This is a genomic window from Alienimonas sp. DA493 (assembly GCF_043951915.1).
Taxonomy (GTDB): Bacteria; Planctomycetota; Planctomycetia; order Planctomycetales; family Planctomycetaceae; genus Alienimonas.
The window spans coordinates 23,364-38,936 of sequence record NZ_JBINJD010000007.1 but is presented as its reverse complement, the minus strand read 5'-3'; the positions used below and the strand labels follow the sequence as shown (position 1 = coordinate 38,936).

Below are 15,573 nucleotides of genomic sequence, written 5' to 3'. Positions count from 1 at the left end.
CGGCGGGGGGGTATGACCCCGATTCACTTGGGAAGATCGTTTTCACTTGAAAGAGTCGTTTCGCCGCCATCCGTCGTCGGCCGCCGAGTCGGAGGCGGGACGCGCGAGGCCGGGCGCGAGCGTCGGCACGTCTCCGACAGCGGGCGCCGGGTCCGGGGCGGGCGCCGGCATGGGGGCCGGTCGCGGCTCCGGCGTCCCGACGGCCGGCGGGGGGGCGACGGCCGACGGGGCGACGGCCGACGGGGCGACGGTCGTCAGATCGCAGCCGACGGCCCGCTCCAACTCGGCCAGGGCGGCGCCGGCGTCCGCCCGCAGGCGGGCCCGTTGGAGTTCCACCCGCAACAGGTCCGCGTAACTGTTAGAGACCTCGGTGAAGCCGACGCGTTCGCCCCGGTAGTCCGCCAGGCTCACGTCCAGCGTCTGCTCCGCCCGCGGCAGGATACGGTCCTCCAGCAGGGCGAGCTGGTCCGCAAGGGTCTCCAGGCGGAAGGCCAACCGCCGGATCTGCCGGAGCGTGTCGTCCCGTTCGGCGTCGAGGGCGCGGGAGTCCGCGGCGATGCGGCGGTCCGCCTCCGCCACGCCGGCCCGGATCTTGTCGCGGTAGATCGGCAGCGTCAGGCCGAACAGCACGGAGACGTTGTCGCGGCCGTTGGCGTTTCCGGCGAGGGCGTCCTCCTCCGTGACGACCGCGTAGCCGAGACCCGCGGTGAAGTCCGGCTTCGCGGCCAGACAGGCGACCCGCCGCTGGGCCCGGTCCCGGGCGATCTCCCAGCCGATCCGCTGCAACTCCGGCCGGCACTGCTGGGCCGCGGCGAACAGGGCGTCGACCTCCGCGGCGGCGTCGAGCGGCGGCAGGTCCGCGGCCGCGGTGGGCAGGTCCGCCCCCGGCGGCAACCGCAGCGCCGCGGCGAGGTCCGCCCGCGCCAGGTCCCGTTGCCGACCGAACGTCAGCAGGCGGTCGTCCAGGCGGTCGATTTCGAGTTGCGTCCGCAACACGTCCGTCTGCCCGCCGCCCGTCCGCACCCGGGCGACGGCCACGTCGAGGAGCTGTTCGAGCAACTCCCGGTTACGCAGCGTGACCTCCACGGCCCGGTCGGCGTACCAAGCTTCGAACCAGGCGGTTCGGGCGGCGAGGGCGGCGTCCAGTTCGGCGCTCGTCGCCTCCGTCAGGGCGGCCTGGTATTCCCGGCGGACGACCTCGCCGCGGGCGCCGAGCTTCTCCGGCCAGGGCAGCCGCTGCGTGACCTGCACGCCGGTCTGGATGCGACCGCCGGCGGTCTGCAGCGCTTGATCGCGGAGCGGGTAACTCGTGCTCATCACCATTGGGTCGTCGAGCGCCGTCACCTGCGGGAGACGGGCGGCGACCGCGGCGGCGCGGTCCCGGGCGGCACGCGCCCGCGGCGACCGAGCGACGGCGAGGCTCGCCGACTCGTCCAAACCGATGGCGGGCGCCTCTCCGGGGACGAAGTCGGCCCCCCCGGGCGGCGCCGCGGCGGGTGCGTCCGCGGACGTGGCGCCGGAGGGGGCGTCCAGCAGCGGGTCGGCGAACTCGTCGCCCTGGTCGCCGGTCTCCGGCCGCCCGGTCTCCGGGCCGGGTCGGCCGCCGGGACGGTCCTGCGGGGCGTCGAGGAGCGGGTCGAAGAAGGAATCCGCCGGCGGCTCAGCCCCCCCGTCCTGATAGGCGGCGAGCCGGACGGCGGACGCCTCGCCCTCCGACCGTGCGGCGAGCGCCGGACGCTCCGCGGCGATCGGCCGGGCGGCGGTCTGCCGACAGCAGTCGCCGTCGGCGACGCAGCCCCCGGCGAGCGAAACGACCCCCGCCAATGGCAGCGACGCCAGCGCGAGCGACGGTCGGCGGCGAAATCGGTCTTGCATTATCCGCTCAGTGTGCGAAGCTCGGGATACCCTCAGTGGGTACTTCGTCCCCTGCCGACCGTCGCATTGAGCGCCTTCCGCACCGCCGTTACAGTTTGCCTGGCGCTGGCGGTCTGCCTCGCCGGCGGGCCGGCGTCGGCGTTGCCGGCCGCTCCCTGTACGGTGACGGCGGCGGACGACGCCGTCCGCCCGGACTCGGCGTCCGCCGACGCGGCGCCCCACGCCTGCTGTGGAGCGAAGGCGGCGTCGGTCGAATCGGCCGGACCCGCCCGCGGGTGCTGCGGCGAGAACTGCCGGTGCGGCGCCTGCCCAACGGCCGGCAAGCCGTCCACCCACGTCTGCGGCTGCGGGGCGCCTCGGCCGGCCCCCGTCGCGCCCGAACCGGGTCCGCGGCAGGTCGTGCAGGCCGTCGACGCCCCCCCGGCGGGCCGGCCGGACGACGCGGTCCGCCCTCTGTCCGTCGCATTCGATTGCGACGCCGCCGCGTGCGTGCGGTCGTCGCGGTTCGCCCAGCTCGTGTTGAGCGTCTGGCTCACGTAGCGGCCATTCTTCGGGGCTGACGGAGCGCGCCCGCTGCGCCCGGTCCCTTCTGCTTTCGCGGCGCTGTGGTGCGTCACGTTCTCTTCCCGGCCCCGGCGACCCGTGCGCGGTCCGCCGCGGTCGCCGGAGCGGCCCCGCACGGGGGCCGCTCCGTCCCGCTCCCGTCCCCTTCCGAAGGACCTCCGGATGACCTTCCGCCCCCTGCTGCCCCTGTCCGTCGCCGCCCTCACCGCCCTCGCGGCGGGCTGTGCCGTCGAGCCGCCCACCGACGGCGACCTCACCGCGACCGACGCCCCCGCCGCCACGCCCGCGGCCGCCTCCGAACCGGTCAACGAGACCTGCCCGCTAATGGGCGGCGACGTCGACCCGGCGGTCACCACCGAATGGAACGGCCAAACGGTCGGCTTCTGCTGTGCGAAGTGCATTCCCGAATGGAAGGAGCTGACCGAGGAGGAGAAAGCCGAAAAGCTCGCCGCCGCCCAGGCCGGCGAGACGGAGAACGAGATGCATATGGACCACGGCGACCACGACCACGGCGATGCCTGAGTCACCGTCTTTACTCCCGCTTCACTCGAGGAGCCCCCGAGATGTTCGCCGCCCTCCGCCGCCGACTGTCCCGACCCGCCGCGTCGCCCCCGCCCGACGGCGGGGCGGCGCAGCGTGCCCCCGCGTCCGACACCGCCCCGCTCCCGCCGTCCGCAACGGCGGGAGCGACGCGGTCCGGCGGGCGGTGGTGGGTCGACACGGCGGTGCGGACGGCGGCCTTTTTGTTCGCCCTGGTCGGCCTGCTGGCCGGCGTGGGCGTCGCCCAGCGGTTCGGCTGGCTGACCGACGGCGGGACCGTCGCCGCCTCTGAGGGCGGCGCCGTCGAATACACCTGCCCGATGCATCCCCAAATTCGGCAGGACGAACCCGGCAAGTGCCCGATCTGCGGGATGGAGCTCGTCCCGACCGACGGCCCGTCTGCCGGCGGGCACGACCACGCCCACGTCGACGAGAACGGCGAGCAGTACATCTGCCCGATGATGTGCACCCCGCCGTCCTCCGAGCCCGGCCGCTGCCCGGTCTGCGGAATGGAACTGGTGAAGTCCGCCGGCGGCGGGGCGGGGGACGGCGTCTCCGTCACCCTCGACCCGGCGGCCCGCCGTTTGGCGGGGATCGAAACGGCGGAGGCGACGCTCGAGACCCTCGACCGCCGGATCCGCACGGTCGGCGAGCTGGCCTTCGACGAGGGCCGCGACGCCACCATCGCCGCCTACGTGGACGGCCGGCTGGAACGGCTGTTCGCCGATTACGTCGGCGTGCCGGTGCGGGAGGGCGACGACCTCGCCGTGCTTTACAGCCCGGACCTGTATACGGCCCAGCGAGAATATCTATCGGCTCGGGACGCCCTTGCCGCGGGGGCGAACGCCGACGATCAACTCACCCGAGAATTAGCGCTCGCCGCCCGCGACAAGCTGATCGAACTCGGCATGACCGCCGACCAGATCGAGGCCCTGCGGGAGCGGGGGTCGGCCGAGACGCGGCTGCGGATCCGCTCCCCGCTGGGCGGCACGGTGGTGGAAAAGTTGAAGACCGAGGGGCAGTACGTCTCCCGGGGCGAGCCGATTCTGAAGATCGCGGACCTCTCCGCCGTCTGGCTGATGCTCGACTTATTCCCGGAGGACGCCGCCGCGGTGCGGTTCGGCACGAAGGTGCGGGCGACGCTGCGGAGCCTGCCGGGCGAGGAGTTCGTCGGCCGCGTCGCCTTCGTGGACCCGACCGTCGACCCGACGACCCGCACCGTCGGCGTGCGGGTGGAGATGCTGAACCCGGACGGCCGGCTGCGGCCCGGCGACCTCGCCGCCGCCGTGGTCGAGGTCCCGGCCGTCCCGCCGGGGCCGGACGAGCCGGTCTACGACCCGGACCTCGCGATGAAGTACGTCAGCCCGATGCACCCGCAGATCGTGCGGGACGAGCCGGGCGAGTGCCCGGTCTGCGGGATGGACCTGGTGCCCGCCAGCGAACTGGGCTTCGCGGAGAGCCGCACCGCGGACCGGCAGGTCCTCACCGTGCCCCGCGACGCCGTGCTCCGGGCCGGCGGGAACAGCGTGGTGTACGTCGAGACCGAGCCCGGCCGGTTCGAGATCCGGAACGTGGAGCTCGGCCCCACCGCGAGCGGCCGCACGGTGGTCCTCGGCGGGCTGGAAGCCGGCGAGCAGGTGGCGACCGGCGGGAACTTCCTGATCGACTCCCAGATGCAGCTCGCCGGCAATCCGTCGCTGATCGATCCCACCCGGGCGAAGGCGTCGGCCCCCGTGTCGGCCGACGGGCCGCTGGCATTGCCGGACGAGCCCGTCCTGAAGGTGGAAGGGAACGCAGGAACCGCACTGGACGCCCTCTTCGCCGCCTATTTTGACGTCCAAAAAGCGCTGGCCGCGGACGAACCGCCGCCGGCCGACGCGGTCGCCGCGCTCGCCGCGGCCGCTGACCGGCTCGACGCCGCCGACCTCGCCGCCGCGGCCGATCAGGTCGCGGTGATCGAGCGGCACGCGGCGGAACTCAAAACGGACGACCTGGAGGCCGCCCGGGTCGCGTTCAAACCGCTCAGCCACGCCGTGCTGCGGCTGTCGGCGGCGGTGCGGGGTCCGGACTCCGGGGCGGCGTTCACCCACTTCTACTGCCCGATGGTGGAGGGCGGCGGGGGCGACTGGCTCCAGCCCGGCGGCCTCCCCCGGGACGCCCTGCGGAACCCCTACTGGGGCGGTCAGATGCTGACCTGCGGGGAGAAGGTCGGGGAAGTCGCCGCGGCCGCGGCGGCCGGCGGACGCAACTGATCTTGAGCGTGGTGGGGGGGCCGCCGCGGCGGGACGACTCGCCGCGTGACGCCCCCTTCCGACTCGACCGACGACTCGACAGTCCGAATCCCATTTTTAGTTCTACGAGACCCATGGTCGATCGCGCTGCGAAAACACCGGCGGCACTCGCCGCACGGACGACGACGCGGGAGCCCCCGGGGGCCGGCGGCGCCGGCACGCTCTCGTCCGCACGTCTGCTGCGTTGGTACGCCGCCCGCCGAAAAGCCGGCGACCTGCCGGGCATGGCGGCTTGGGCGGTCTCCTCCCCGGGCCTCGCGCGGCGTGCGGCGGGAAAGGCGGGGCGCCTCGCCGTGGCGAAGGTTCGGCCCCAGGCCCCCGGCTGCGAGCCGGACGTCTCGCAGCTCGCTACTGGCGCGGTCGACACGGACCGCCTCGTCCTCAGACCGCTCGCGGCGGAGGACCTGGTCCCCCTGGCCCGGATCTTCCCGTCGGCAGAATTGGGCCAGCCGTGGCCGGGCCGATCGCCTGCCCCGACGTGGTGGGCCGAACTCGGCTTCGTCAGCGACCTCGCCAACAACGCCTTCAGCTGGACGGTCGCGAAGAAAGCCGACGGCGCGCGGATCGGCGTTTGCGCCGTGGGTTGGTACGCCGTCGAAGGCTACCAGGGGGCGGAGTTGGGGTACTGGGTCGGCGCCGATCACCGGGGAGCGGGGTACGCGACCGAGGCGGCGCAGGCCGCGTTCGACCAGTGCCGTCGTCACCTCGGGTTAGATCGGGTGGCCGCGTTCATCGCCCCGGAAAATTTCGCGTCCGTCCGCGTCGCGGAGAAGATCGGGTTGCGGTTCCAGCGTCGGATCACTTTCCGGGGGGGGACGGCGCACCTCTACGACTCGGCTGAACCCGCGTCCGCGTGACTGCCGCCTCCCGGGTGCGACGCCGGGCGCTCCCGAGTTGAAGGTCCGCTCGGCATGAGCGCACAGGGATTTAAATTTCGCCGGGGCCGGGCCTCGTCCCCAGTTCGACCGTAGTGAGTTCAAAAAAGACGTCCATGCTGACCGCCCTCGTCCGCTTCTGCGTCCGCGAACCGTTGATCGTCCTGCTGGTGACGGCGGGGCTGGTCGGGTTCGGCGCGTACAGCGTGAACGCCGTCCCGATCGACGCCATCCCGGACGTCGGGGAGAACCAGGTGATCGTCCTCACCGACTGGCCCGGCCGGTCGCCGAAGGACGTGGAGGACCAGATCACCTACCCTCTGAGCGTGAATTTACTGGCCGTCCCCGGGGCGGAGAGCGTACGGGGCAAGAGCCTGTTCGGCGTCAGCTTCGTGCAGGTGACGTTCGCGGACTCCGTGGATTTTTATTGGGCCCGCAGCCGGGTGAGCGAGCAACTCGGCGTCGCCGCGGCGAGCCTGCCGGACGGCGTCACGCCCCGGATGGGGCCGGACGCCACGGGTTTGGGACAGATCTACTATTACGTTCTGCAACCGCCGCCCGGCGGCGGAACGAACTTGGCAGAACTGCGGTCGTTGCAGGACTTCGTGGTCCGCTACGAATTACAAGCGGTGGACGGGGTCAGCGAGGTCGCCTCGATCGGCGGGTACGTTCGGCAGTATCAGGTGGACGTGGACCCGGACCGCCTGCGGTTCCACGACCTGCCGCTGGACGCGGTCGTCGCCGCGGTGAAGGGCAGCGGCCGGGACGTCGGGGCCAAGACCGTCGAGAGCGGCGGGCTGGAATACCTCGTCCGCGGCCGCGGCTTTATCGGCGGCGACGGCGACGCCGTGCAGGACTTGGAGGAGACCGTGATCGCGGAGCGGGGCGGCGTTCCCGTCCGTTTGAAGGACGTCGCCGACGTGCAGCTCGGCCCGGACTTCCGCCGCGGGGCGCTCGACCTGAACGGCGCCGAGGCCGTCGGCGGGGTCGTCGTCATGCGGTACGGCGAGAACCCCCGGGCCGTCATCGAACGGGTGAAGGCCAAGATCCGGCAGATCGAACCGGCCCTGGGCGGGGTCACGATCCGCGGGGTCTACGACCGCAGCGGGCTGATCGACGAGACCGTCGCCACCTTGACCACGGCCCTGTGGGAGGAGATCGCGATCACCGCCGCGGTGATCCTCCTCTTTCTTCTGCACCTACGCAGCAGTCTGACCGTCGCCGGCACGCTGCCGATCGCCGTGCTGTTGGCGTTCGGGGCGATGCGAGTCGGCGGGGTGGACGCCAACATCATGTCGCTCGCCGGGATCGCGATCGCGATCGGCACGATGGTCGACATGGGGATTATCGTCTCGGAGAACGTCTATCAGCACCTCGCGGAGTGGACCGCGAAGCCCGACGACCGCTCCCGCGTCGAGGTGATCGAGGAGGCCGCGGGAGAGGTCGCCCCAGCGGTGTTCACGGCCGTCATGACCACCGTCGTCAGCTTCCTGCCGGTCTTCTTCCTCACCGGCCGGGATTATAAACTGTTCGCCCCGTTGGCCTGGACGAAGACGTTCAGCATCGTCGCCGCGTTGATCGTGGCCGTGTGTCTGGTCCCGCCGGCCTGCCGGCTGCTGCTCGGCGGGCGGCGGCGGTCCCGGTGGACCGCGGCGTGGGCCGGGCTGGTGGGGGCGGCGGTGTTCGCGGCCTCGGCGGTCGTTTGGGGCGGCCGGGCGGCGGCGTGGCTGACCGCCGAACTGTTTCCCGGCGGCGGGTACGCCGTGTCCCCGGTGCACGTCGTCCTCGCCGCCGCCGCGGCCGGGTTCGCGGTCGGGTATTTGATGCTGCGGGAACGCCTCCGCCCGGTCGACGAGAACCCGGTCAGCCGGCTCGTGGTCTGGGTTTACGAGCCGACGTTGCGGTTCTTCCTGCGGCACAAAGGGAGCTTCCTGCTCGCCCCCGGCCTCATCGTCCTGCTCGGGCTGGGGGCGTGGTTCGGGCTCGGCACGGTGCTGAAGCCGGTCGAGCGGGGGGCGGCGGTCTTGGGCGCCGACCTCAACGCCGTCCCCGGCTATCTGAACGCAAAAAGCCAGTTCATGGGCCTCTCCACCGACGACTGGATCGCGCTGGACGAGGGCAGCTGGTTCTATATGCCCACCCTCTATCCCGCCGCCAGCTTCTCCGAGGCGATGCGGGTCCTGCAGACCCAGGACGTGCTGATCCGGCAGATCCCCGAGGTGGAGAACGTGCTCGGCAAGATCGGCCGCGTGGACAGCGCCCTGGACCCGGCCCCGGCGGCGATGGTGGAAACCTACGTGATGCTCAAACCCCGGGAGCAGTGGCGGCCGGGCGTGACGGGGAAGGACGTGTGGGAGGAGATCAACGCCGTCGCCACGCTGCCGGGCGTCACCCCGGCGTCGCCCCTCCAGCCGATCGAGGGCCGCGTGGTGATGCTGCAGAGCGGCATCAAGGCGCCCACGGCGGTGCGGATTTACGGCGACGACCTCGCCGAACTGGCCAAAGCCGCCCGGGCCGTCGCGGCGAAATTAAAAGAGAGCCCGTACGTCAATTCCGGCACGGTGAACCCGGACATCGTGCTCGGCAAACCGTACGTCGAGTTCGCCGTCGACCGCGAGGCTGCCGCCCGCTACGGGATGAGCGTCGAGGCGGTGAACCGCGTGATCGAGACCGCCCTGGGCGGGATGAACGTCGACCGCACGGTGGAGGGCCGAGAACGGTATCCGGTGCGGGTCCGTTACCGCCGGGACCTGCGGGAGCGGGTCGACGAGCTGGGCGAGTTGCCGGTCGTCTCCCACGACGGGGAGACGGTGCCGCTGTCGGAACTGGCGACGCTGACCACCACCTGGGGGCCGGGGGCGATCAGCAGCGAGAACGCCCGGCTGGTGGCCCACGTGGCGTTCGCCACGAACGGGGCCGTCGGCGACCTCGAAGCGGTCGCGGCCATCGAAGAGTCGCTCCGGCGGGCCGCCGCCCGGCCGGAGGGCGCCGACGGCCGGCTCGACCTGCCGGCGGGGTATTCGTTCGAACTGGTGGGCAGCTTCCGCAATCAGATCGAGGCGAACCGCCGGCTGATGTGGCTGGTCCCGCTGGTGATCGGCATTAATTTGCTGCTGATCTATTTCCAGTTCCGGGCCGTCCCGCTGACGCTGGCGGTGTTCGCCGGCATCCCGGTGGCGTTCGGCGGGGGGATGATCTGTCTGGCGCTGGCCGGGACGGAGATGAACACCGCCGTGTGGGTGGGCTTTATCGCCCTGTTCGGCATCGCCGTGGACGACGGGGTCGTGATCGCGACGTACCTCGATCAGGTCTTCACCCGCCGCCGACTGCGGACCGTCGCCGACATCCGGGCCGCGACCGTGGTCGCCGGCGCCCGCCGCATCCGCCCCTGTTTGATGACGACCGCGACGACCGTGCTGGCCCTGGTCCCCGTGCTGCTGGCCGACGGCCGCGGGGCCGACGTGGCCCGGGCGATGGCCCTGCCGGTGTTCGGCGGGATGACCGTCGAACTGGTCACGCTGTTCGTGGTGCCGGTGCTGTTCTGCGGGTTCAAGGAATTCAAGCTGAAAGCCGGCCTCACCGACCGCCACTGGGCCGGCGTGGAGGACACGCCGCCGGAGGAACTCGGCGGCCCCGCCGCGGCCCCGCTCACGTCCCCCGCCGTCTGACGCCGGCCCATTCACTAATACCCGACTGGGGTATTCACCGGGGGCCGTTTGTGCGAGCCTCCGCCTTCACCGTCCGGCCGCACGCGAATCGTGCGGCCCCGTTCCGAAAGGACTTCCCGATGAGACGACTCGCCTTCTCCGCCGCCCTGCTATTGGTGCCGGCCCTCGCGACCGCCCAAGCCGTCCCAGGGTCCGCGGCTCACGTTCACGCCGCCCCCGGCCCGGCTTCACCCGCTCGGTCCGCCCACGGCGGCGAAGTGACCGCGGTCGGGAGCGTCCGCTGCGAGACCGTGCTGAACGCCGGCGGCGCGCAATTCTGGCTGACCGACGCCGACGGCCGACCGGTCGCCGCCCACGGCGTGCGGGGGGCGATGTCGCTGCGGGTCGCCGGGAACCCGAAGAGCCTCCGGTACGACCTGTACCCGGCCGCCGGGGGCAACGCCCCGGCGAACCTGGTGTCGCTGCCGCTGGACCTGTCGCAGGCCGTCGGGCGGGAGGCGTCCTTCGCCGCCCGGTTCGCCGGCGTGCCGGGGGCCGGGCCGAACGGGGCGGTCGTCCGCGGGACGGTCGTGATCGCCGACCCGCGGGCCGCGGCCCCGCTGACCGCCGGCACGCCGGTCCGGGCGACGGAGGCCGACGCCGCCCTGATCGCCGCCCAGAAGGACTGTCCCGTCATGGACGAGCCGCTGGGCTCGATGGGCACGCCGTGGAAGATCCCGGTCGGCGACCGGGCGGTGTTCGTCTGCTGCCGGGGCTGCATCAAGAAGGTCGTCGCGGAGCCGGCGAAGTACGCCGCCCTGCTGCCGCCCCCGCCGGCGACCCCGGCCACGCAGGCCGACGCCGCCGCGATCGCGGCCCAGGGGGTCTGCCCGGTGATGGACGAGCCGCTCGGCTCGATGGGCGCCCCCTGGAAGGTGCCGGTCGAGGGCGGGACGGTTTACGTCTGCTGCAAAGGCTGCATCAAACGGGTTCACGCGGAGCCGGCGAAGTACCTCGCCGCCGCCCGGGCGGCCGGCGATCCGCTTCGGTAGAAAGCGTTCGGACTATTTCTCAACGGGGAACCCGCCGGGATTGAATCCACAAAAGATTCGAATCGCCGGCGAGGTCATCTCAGAGTAGGAAGCCATAGCTTAAAGGCGAAGCCGGTCGCGGACGCGTACGGTCAACCCGCCGGTCCCTAGAGTCGAGGCCGTTCGGCGGGCTACGCGAGAGATGGCAACCCTATGAGCGACGACCGGGGCGCGGGGCGGCCCGGTCGTCTTCGTCATGCCCGACTAGGCTCTGTCTGACGGATCGTCCCGCCCGTACGCTTCCGGCCCTGTCCCGACGGAGCCACGACGGTGCGGCGGCGGCAAGAACTGACGAACGCCCAGTGGAAGCTGGTCGAGCCGCACCTGCCGGCCGGTCGGGCCCGCGGCGGTCGGTGGAGGGACCACCGCACCGTGCTGAACGGGATCCTGTGGGCCCTGAAAACCGGGGCGAAGTGGCGGGAGGCGCCCGACCGCTACGGCCCGCGGCGGACGGTCTACGACCGATTCCGGCGGTGGAGCCGGGACGGGACGATCGACCGGCTGCTGAAAGTCCTGCAACTGAAACTGGACGAGCAGGGCTTGATCGCGACGGACCTGTGGTGCGTGGACGCGCCGATCGTGCGGGCCGGGCGGTCCGCCGCCGGGGGGAAAAAGGCGGAGGCCTGATCTGCCCCGCGAGCCGGCCGACCACGCCCTCGGCAAAAGCCGGGGCGGGTACGGCACGAAGGTGCATCTGGTGACCGACGCGGCCGGCGTGCCGCTGGCGGCGGTCGTCCTCGCCGGGCAGCGGCACGAGAGCACGCAGTTCGAGGCCGTGCCGGGGAAGGTCCGGCTGCCTCGGCGGCGCGGGCGGCCCCGCACCCGCCCGGCGGCGGTCGCCGGCGATAAGGGGTACAGCTATGCCCGCATCCGGCGGTACCCGTGTCGCCGGGGCGCGCGGGCGGTCATCCCGGCTCGCAATGACCAGCGGGCAAACTCCCGCTTCGACCGGGAGGCGTACCGCCGCCGGAGCGCCGTCGAACGCTGCGTCGGCTGGCTGCGGGAGAGCCGGCGGGCGGCGCACCGGGTCGAGAAGCTGGCCGCGGGCTACCCCGCGGTCGTTCATCTGGCCATGCTCCGGCGGTATCTCCGCCTCCTCGCCCCGTCAGACAGGGCCTAGAACGTCAAGCAAAAACCGCTGCACTTCTCTCGTGAATTAGCTGCAGGACGCGACCGGCAGATAATTTGTGGATCAGCGCCGTCTGACCGACGGACTCGTCGGCGTGCTCGACGTGCACAAGCCCTCGGAACGGCACTCAGGGCTGGCGGGTCGAGCGTGACGAATTAGTTGGTTGGGCGAGAGTGTCCGGCGCCTTCCTGCAACCGCCCCGCAGTGATCGCGGTCAGGGGCGACACGGCGGCCCGCCACTTCTCGCTGACGTGCGGTCGGACAGGGCAAGAGGGCGCGTACCAATCAAGGGAGTCGGAACGGGCAGGACTCCGCTGACCGATCGGCGAATATCGGGTCGCAATAAGACTGAACGGCACGCGGCCGACGCCGGCGACCAGAGCTAGGTCGTCCCGCTGATTCGGGTTCCGCTGCCGTAGGACCACAACCAATCGCGAGGTCCTTGCTTCCTGCTCCTCTCAGAGAGTGAAACTCTCCAGGGCGGGCTGACGCCGCGGATCCTGCGGGCTCGGCCGCGCTGCCGTGTTTGGCCGCCCGCGTCACCAACGGCTTCGGTGGACGGAGGGGGTGGGTGAAGAGACGGAGCGGTTTCCGGCTCAGTTGGGGCGTCATCGTTGTCGTTCCGCCGCGGCCGAGGCACGACCACCTGACAACGAGCGACCGCTCCGAGCTCGCCCCGCGTCTGACCTCACCCGCCCCGCCGCTCCCCCTCGATCAGCCGGGCCAGCAGCGGGTTGAGCATCCGCAGGGTGTCCGCGCCCGCGGTCTCCACCAGCGTCGCCGACAGCTCCCCCGCCCGCTGCCGCAGGGCCGCGACCTCGTCCCGCCGGTCGTCGTCGGTCGGCAGCAGATCCGCGGGCGACACCCCCAGCGCCCCCGCCAACCGGTCCAGCAGGTCGATGCCCGGGGCGGAGGTGCCGGCCTCCAGCCGGCCGACGTAGCTCAGGGCGATCTTCGCCCGCCGGCTCAGCTCCGCCTGCGTCAGGCCCCGCTCGTGCCGCAGCCGCCGCAGGTTCGCGGCGAACCGCCGGACGATCTCCGGCTGATTCTCGGGGTCGACGCGGCGGGTCGGGGTGCTCTTCTTGGCCATGGCGGTCGCCTGACCTGAAGGTCGCCCCGACGGACAGGGGGGCGACACCCACAGAAGTGGTTGCACGGCACCGACGGCGTGGGTAGCGTCGCCGAACGACGGTCCGCGGTCGCGGGATCCGCCGCCCGCCCGACGGTCGAAACGCCATGGCCCCGACGCCGACGAACCGCCTCGCCGCCGCCGCCCTCCTCCTCTCCGGGCTCTGCACGGGGTGCGGCGGATCCGGCGGGGCGGCCGGCGGGGGGCCCGACGCGGAGGACTTACGGGCGCAGATGAAGGCGAACGACGTCGGGGCCGATCGCCCGGTCGACGACCGGAACGCCCGCTGGTGGACGGGCCAGCTCGAAGCCTTCGTCCGCTACAGGACGATCGACAACCAGGAGAAAGCGGAGCGGGGGGACGAGTTCGACCGACTCGAGGTCGAGAAGAGCCTCGGGGACTGGAAGGCGGACCTCGCGGGCCGGCGCTTTTCGCTCACGGACGTCGTGCCCCACGCCGTCAAGGTGTTGGACGACCGCGGCTCGAGCATCGCCCTCGGGATGGAGCTGCCGCTCAAGCTGTTCAGGGCGGACGGCGACGGCGTGGGCGGCGGGGCGTTCGACCGCTTGGCCCTACAGTCCGTCGGGCCGCAGCGGGGGTTTTTGACGAAGGACGACCGAGTCCAGTTCGTCGACCCCTGGCAGGTCGAGCAGGTCCGGCAGCTGGACGGGATCGTCTACGCCCTCGAGGCGGAGACCTCGTACCTGGCCGTGTCGCTGGAGGGCGACCCGGAGGCGATGAAGGCGATCTTCCGCAACGCGGGCGACTGCCGGGCCGAGATCGTCGTCGAGGACCTCCGTTACGCCCCCCAGAAAGCCCAGGGGTGGTTCAAGATCCCCCCCGACTCCGAGCGTGACCCGCTCCAGGACCTGAACGCCGTCAAGGAGGCTGAATTGACACGCATGGGGGTCGGGGGCGCCCCGAGGGCGGCCCCGGACTACTTCATGACCAGATGGGAGCCGTTCGGGGAGGGGATGCCCTCGCGTGTCGAGGGGCGGTTGCGGGCGTTGACGGTCCGGAACGCGGACGGCGTCGAGATCGCCTCATGGATTTCGCGGCCGAAGCCGAGCGGGCCCGAGGAGTGACTCCCCGAAAGGCCATGGAGTTCAGGACTGGCGGCGGGAGGCGGCGTTGAGGGCGGGGCGATCCCCGGCACGCACGGCCAGTCGCTGCCCACGCTGTTCCGGCCGTTCCGGCCCGTTCCGCCGCGGAGGCCGGCTCCGGAACGACGTAACCCTCAGTCAGACATCGGGTTACCGCCTCCTGTTCCACTGTCCGCCGAATACGAAGGAGAGAGGTAGGGTTGCGGAGAAAACCTTGGAGGGGTGTTCTCTTTCGACCGGAACGGCGGAACGGGTGGGCCTCGGCAGGAGTGCCCCGGCCGGCGGCACTCTGTCGGGCTCGAGGAGGCACGCCTCCGCCTTCCAGCGACCGGGCGGAGCGGCCTCCGGTCGCTCCGCCGCGTGCTGAACGGGAGCGCTCGTCGGCAACGTCGGTGAAGCCGATGGGTCCAGCCGGTTCCGGCGGGGGGGCTTCACGGTTTCACGCCGCGACCCCGCCCGCGTGAAACCGACGTGAAGGCGTTTTCCCAACCAGGACTGAAGGAAACCGCCCCCTTCACGATTTCACAACTTTTCAGAAAGATGAAGTGGTAGAGGGGGATTCCACGCTCCGCTCTCTCTTGTCCGTGTGGCCGTGAAACTGTGAAACCGCTCCGCCCTCCGCCGTGGGAGGCCCCGGCCCAGCCCCGCCGCCGGGGCGCCCTCTGAAGACCTCTGGCTGCTCGTCGCGACACAGGAGTGCTCTCCCGCCGGGAGCTGGCGGCGGTGATGGCCGTCGGCATGCTCGGCGGCTCGACCGAAACCATGGCCGCGACGGTGCGGGCGTTTCGCGACGGGCGGGCGGGGTGCGCCGAGGTGGGCTACCTCGTCGGCAATTGGCCGCGGTCGGAGTACCGGTGGCGGGGGCTGGCGAAGCTGGGGCTGGCGAAGCTGGGGCTGGCGAAGCTGGGGCTGGGGTGAGCCGGGTGGCGACGCAGCGACGCAGTCGTCGCATGGATCGGGATGTTCTTGGAGCGTGCTGCGAGTTGCAGACGCCCGGCCCATCCGCGGCGTGATTTTGTTGTCGCCCACCTGCAGGGCGACGGGCTGCCGACCGGGCCGGACCACGTGGTGGTGAGCGACTTTAACCCGAACGACGACGCCGAGTACGGCAGCCTGGAGGTCGCGATCCTGTCCCGCTTCCCGATGACAAACGCCTTGGAGTACGACAGCGGGAGCGACGGCAACGGCCGGCCGGGTTACCCGCCGGAGCGGAAGCTGGACCGCATCGACCCGGAGGGGATCGCGGGCATCGGCGGGGACCGCGTATTTCTCGCCGCGGACGTGCCCGCCCTAAACCTCGTTGTTGCCGTGACGCACCTGAAGTCGTCC

At 71.9% G+C, this 15,573-nt stretch carries 11 protein-coding genes; 9 read left to right on the top strand and 2 right to left on the bottom strand.

Annotated features, from left to right (window positions below):
• Positions 1 to 42: 42 nt before the first annotated feature.
• Complete coding sequence (locus ACG2DA_RS01965) at positions 43 to 1,875, bottom strand: TolC family protein (protein ID WP_395253783.1); 1,833 nt, start codon at positions 1,873 to 1,875, stop codon at positions 43 to 45.
• Between the two features lie 66 nt (positions 1,876 to 1,941).
• Between ACG2DA_RS01965 and ACG2DA_RS01960 the strand changes: the two genes are divergently transcribed.
• The 7 genes from ACG2DA_RS01960 to ACG2DA_RS01930 all read left to right on the top strand — a co-directional run bounded on the left by ACG2DA_RS01960 (position 1,942) and on the right by ACG2DA_RS01930 (position 12,003).
• On the top strand, positions 1,942 to 2,415 hold the full coding sequence (locus ACG2DA_RS01960; RefSeq protein WP_395253782.1) for a hypothetical protein: 474 nt from the start codon (positions 1,942 to 1,944) through the stop codon (positions 2,413 to 2,415).
• 186 nt (positions 2,416 to 2,601) lie between these two features.
• Positions 2,602 to 2,961: a hypothetical protein gene (locus ACG2DA_RS01955; RefSeq protein WP_395253781.1), complete on the top strand. Its 360-nt coding sequence runs from the start codon at positions 2,602 to 2,604 to the stop codon at positions 2,959 to 2,961.
• Between the two features lie 41 nt (positions 2,962 to 3,002).
• Positions 3,003 to 5,231, top strand: a complete 2,229-nt coding sequence (locus tag ACG2DA_RS01950; protein ID WP_395253780.1) for an efflux RND transporter periplasmic adaptor subunit — start codon at positions 3,003 to 3,005, stop codon at positions 5,229 to 5,231.
• Between the two features lie 113 nt (positions 5,232 to 5,344).
• Positions 5,345 to 6,127, top strand: coding sequence for a GNAT family N-acetyltransferase (locus ACG2DA_RS01945; protein WP_395253779.1), 783 nt, complete (start codon positions 5,345 to 5,347; stop codon positions 6,125 to 6,127).
• Positions 6,128 to 6,261: 134 nt separating this feature from the next.
• Positions 6,262 to 9,813: an efflux RND transporter permease subunit gene (locus ACG2DA_RS01940; RefSeq protein WP_395253778.1), complete on the top strand. Its 3,552-nt coding sequence runs from the start codon at positions 6,262 to 6,264 to the stop codon at positions 9,811 to 9,813.
• Between the two features lie 119 nt (positions 9,814 to 9,932).
• A complete protein-coding gene (locus tag ACG2DA_RS01935) occupies positions 9,933 to 10,844 on the top strand; it encodes a hypothetical protein (RefSeq protein ID WP_395253777.1) in 912 nt (303 codons plus the stop codon).
• A gap of 309 nt (positions 10,845 to 11,153) precedes the next feature.
• Positions 11,154 to 12,003, top strand: a protein-coding gene (locus ACG2DA_RS01930) for an IS5 family transposase (protein WP_395253776.1) whose coding sequence is annotated in 2 segments (ribosomal slippage) — positions 11,154 to 11,498 and positions 11,500 to 12,003 — 849 coding nt in all. Because the reading frame shifts where the segments join, the coding sequence is not laid out codon by codon here.
• 697 nt (positions 12,004 to 12,700) lie between these two features.
• Here the strand turns inward: ACG2DA_RS01930 and ACG2DA_RS01925 are convergent.
• Positions 12,701 to 13,102, bottom strand: coding sequence for a helix-turn-helix domain-containing protein (locus ACG2DA_RS01925; RefSeq protein ID WP_395253775.1), 402 nt, complete (start codon positions 13,100 to 13,102; stop codon positions 12,701 to 12,703).
• Between the two features lie 146 nt (positions 13,103 to 13,248).
• Between ACG2DA_RS01925 and ACG2DA_RS01920 the strand changes: the two genes are divergently transcribed.
• Both ACG2DA_RS01920 and ACG2DA_RS01915 read left to right on the top strand, forming a co-directional pair.
• Positions 13,249 to 14,226: a hypothetical protein gene (locus tag ACG2DA_RS01920; protein WP_395253774.1), complete on the top strand. Its 978-nt coding sequence runs from the start codon at positions 13,249 to 13,251 to the stop codon at positions 14,224 to 14,226.
• Positions 14,227 to 14,940: 714 nt separating this feature from the next.
• On the top strand, positions 14,941 to 15,162 hold the full coding sequence (locus ACG2DA_RS01915; RefSeq protein ID WP_395253773.1) for a hypothetical protein: 222 nt from the start codon (positions 14,941 to 14,943) through the stop codon (positions 15,160 to 15,162).
• Positions 15,163 to 15,573: the final 411 nt, after the last annotated feature.

What these genes read in the sequence shown, in the direction of transcription:
- ACG2DA_RS01925 (WP_395253775.1), bottom strand. Translation starts at nt 13,102, where the DNA reads ATGGCCAAGAAGAGCACCCCGACCCGCCGCGTCGACCCCGAGAATCAG.
- ACG2DA_RS01940 (WP_395253778.1), top strand. Translation starts at nt 6,262, where the DNA reads ATGCTGACCGCCCTCGTCCGCTTCTGCGTCCGCGAACCGTTGATCGTC.
- ACG2DA_RS01950 (WP_395253780.1), top strand. Translation starts at nt 3,003, where the DNA reads ATGTTCGCCGCCCTCCGCCGCCGACTGTCCCGACCCGCCGCGTCGCCC.
- ACG2DA_RS01945 (WP_395253779.1), top strand. Translation starts at nt 5,345, where the DNA reads ATGGTCGATCGCGCTGCGAAAACACCGGCGGCACTCGCCGCACGGACG.
- ACG2DA_RS01920 (WP_395253774.1), top strand. Translation starts at nt 13,249, where the DNA reads ATGGCCCCGACGCCGACGAACCGCCTCGCCGCCGCCGCCCTCCTCCTC.
- ACG2DA_RS01955 (WP_395253781.1), top strand. Translation starts at nt 2,602, where the DNA reads ATGACCTTCCGCCCCCTGCTGCCCCTGTCCGTCGCCGCCCTCACCGCC.
- ACG2DA_RS01965 (WP_395253783.1), bottom strand. Translation starts at nt 1,875, where the DNA reads ATGCAAGACCGATTTCGCCGCCGACCGTCGCTCGCGCTGGCGTCGCTG.
- ACG2DA_RS01935 (WP_395253777.1), top strand. Translation starts at nt 9,933, where the DNA reads ATGAGACGACTCGCCTTCTCCGCCGCCCTGCTATTGGTGCCGGCCCTC.